This is a genomic window from Erwinia sp. 009765445 (genome assembly GCF_058137865.1).
This window is the reverse complement of the sequence record NZ_JBYUWC010000044.1, coordinates 1-1,967: the sequence shown is the minus strand read 5'-3', so window position 1 is coordinate 1,967 and position 1,967 is coordinate 1. Positions and strand designations below refer to the sequence as shown.

Here is a 1,967-nt window from a genome sequence, read left to right as displayed (position 1 = left end):
TGTCAATACCATTCAAATAGTGACCCACCCTGCCAAAGTAAAACTGACCCACCCCTGTCAGTGGTTAGCCAGAAACGTCGGCGGTTGCCGACTTCTTCAGCTGCCCACTTTTTAGCTTGTCCTTCAGCCGGTAACTTTGCCCGCTAATCTGAACAATGTGGGCGTGATGCAGCAGACGATCCAGCATTGCTGCTGTCAGCGTCTCATCATCCCCAAATGTTCCCGACCACTGTGTGAACGGCAGATTACTGGTCAGTATCAGACTGCCAGACTCGTAGCGTCTGGCGACAACCTGGAAGAATAAGTTGGCCTCCTCTTTGCCAAATGGCAGGTAGCCTATCTCGTCAATCACCAGCAGCCGGGGCTTGTGAATGATACGGTTCAGATAGCCTTTAAGTTCTCCCTGCCGGTGAGCGGCAACCAGTTGCAACATCATGTCCGCAGCGGTGATAAACCGGGTGCTCAGCCCCGCCATGGCACAGCGGTATGCCAGAGCGCCTGCAAGATGGCTTTTACCCACACCAGATGGCCCCAGGAAAACGATATTCTCCTGCCGCTCGATGAATGCCAGACTGGCCAGCTCCTGTATCTGTGTCCGTGGGGCACCGCTGGCAAACTTGAAGTCAAACTGCTCCAGTGTTCTGACCGCCGGTAAACCGGAAAGACGTAACAGAGTCTGGCGCCGGCGCTCATCCCTGCTGTCAGCCTCCAGCTTAAGAAGCTGCTCAAGAAAGTCCCCGAATGAAGCGGTGTCATCTATCGCCTTCTGGGCCAGCGCAGGCCACTCGGAAGCGATACGATCCAGCCGAAACTGCTGGCACAGCTCAGCGATGCGCTGATGCTGGAGCTCGCTCATGAGCGCACCTCCAGTAAGGACTGATAAACCGACAGCGGGTGCTGAATACTTTCCACTGGCAGAGCCCGGCGGGGTGCATCAGTCAGCCGTGGAACGGATGGTGGCGTGGTCACCGGTAACGGCAGCAAAGCCGCCAGTTCCTTCTGTAATCGCTGGTCAGGAGGGACTCCGGTAGTACCATGCTTCCGGGCGTTAGCTGTATGAACAAGCCATGCTCCCACCCTGGCGTTGGCAGAATCCACATCGAGCAGCAGACCTGACTGCTTAAAAGTCGTTGCCAGCGGAACGACAAAACTCTCCTTGAGGTAGCGGTTAAAACGTTCGACTTTACCCTTGGTCTTCGCGCGATAAGGCCGACAGACTCTGGGTGTAAAACCGTACTTCTCGGCTAAAGCCAGTAGCGTGGGGTTCCAGCGATGACGGCCCTCACCATACACGTCCCGCTCAAGAATAATGGCCTTCGCATTATCGAACAGCAAATGCCGCGGCGTGCCGCCAAAAAAGGCCAGAGCGTGTTCAATCCCATCGCACCATGCTGCGGTATCCTGGTTCGCATAAAAGCGGACATAAGTGGCCCGACTCCAGCCGAGCGTGGCGACTATCGCCAGCAGAGGGTCCTGGCCCTGACGAATGATGGTGAAGTCGACCTGCATCTGTTCGCCCGGCTCGGTCTCAAAACGGACCACGGGCTCAACGGGTTGTTGCTTCAGTGGAAACAGATAAGCGGTCAGCATACTGTAGCCCCCGGTGTAGCCCCGCTCGCGGATCTCCCGAAGCATAACGCTGGCGGGTATCCAGTGAGGCCGGGCCGCCTCAACACGTTCGTTGATATACGCCTTGAACGGGTCAAGCTTGCCCTGACGGGGCGCTCTGGTGGAATACCGGGCCGATGACACAGCATCCCCCATGCGGATATAGCGCCGGATAGTCTGGCGGGAACATCCCAAATGACGGGCAATAGCACGGATGGACATGCCCTGCCGACGAAGAACAGCAATCTCCACTCTTAACTCCAATGTTAGCATCGGCAGCTCGCTTAAAACTGCCAGTTTTACCCATGGTGGGTCAGTTTTACATTGGCATGTGGGGCATTTTTACATCGGTACTAACA

At 56.2% G+C, this 1,967-nt stretch carries 2 protein-coding genes; both read right to left on the bottom strand.

The genetic code is table 11. From position 1 onward, the window contains the following. Positions 1 to 64 precede the first annotated feature (64 nt). Complete coding sequence (gene istB / locus AC3Y5R_RS24065; RefSeq protein WP_489923412.1) at positions 65 to 856, bottom strand: IS21-like element helper ATPase IstB; 792 nt, start codon at positions 854 to 856, stop codon at positions 65 to 67. After that, complete coding sequence (istA, locus tag AC3Y5R_RS24060) at positions 853 to 1,881, bottom strand: IS21 family transposase (protein WP_489923411.1); 1,029 nt, start codon at positions 1,879 to 1,881, stop codon at positions 853 to 855. Before istA ends, istB begins: the two co-directional genes overlap by 4 nt. Positions 1,882 to 1,967 lie beyond the last annotated feature (86 nt).

What these genes read in the sequence shown, in the direction of transcription:
- istA (WP_489923411.1), bottom strand. Translation starts at nt 1,881, where the DNA reads ATGCTAACATTGGAGTTAAGAGTGGAGATTGCTGTTCTTCGTCGGCAG.
- istB (WP_489923412.1), bottom strand. Translation starts at nt 856, where the DNA reads ATGAGCGAGCTCCAGCATCAGCGCATCGCTGAGCTGTGCCAGCAGTTT.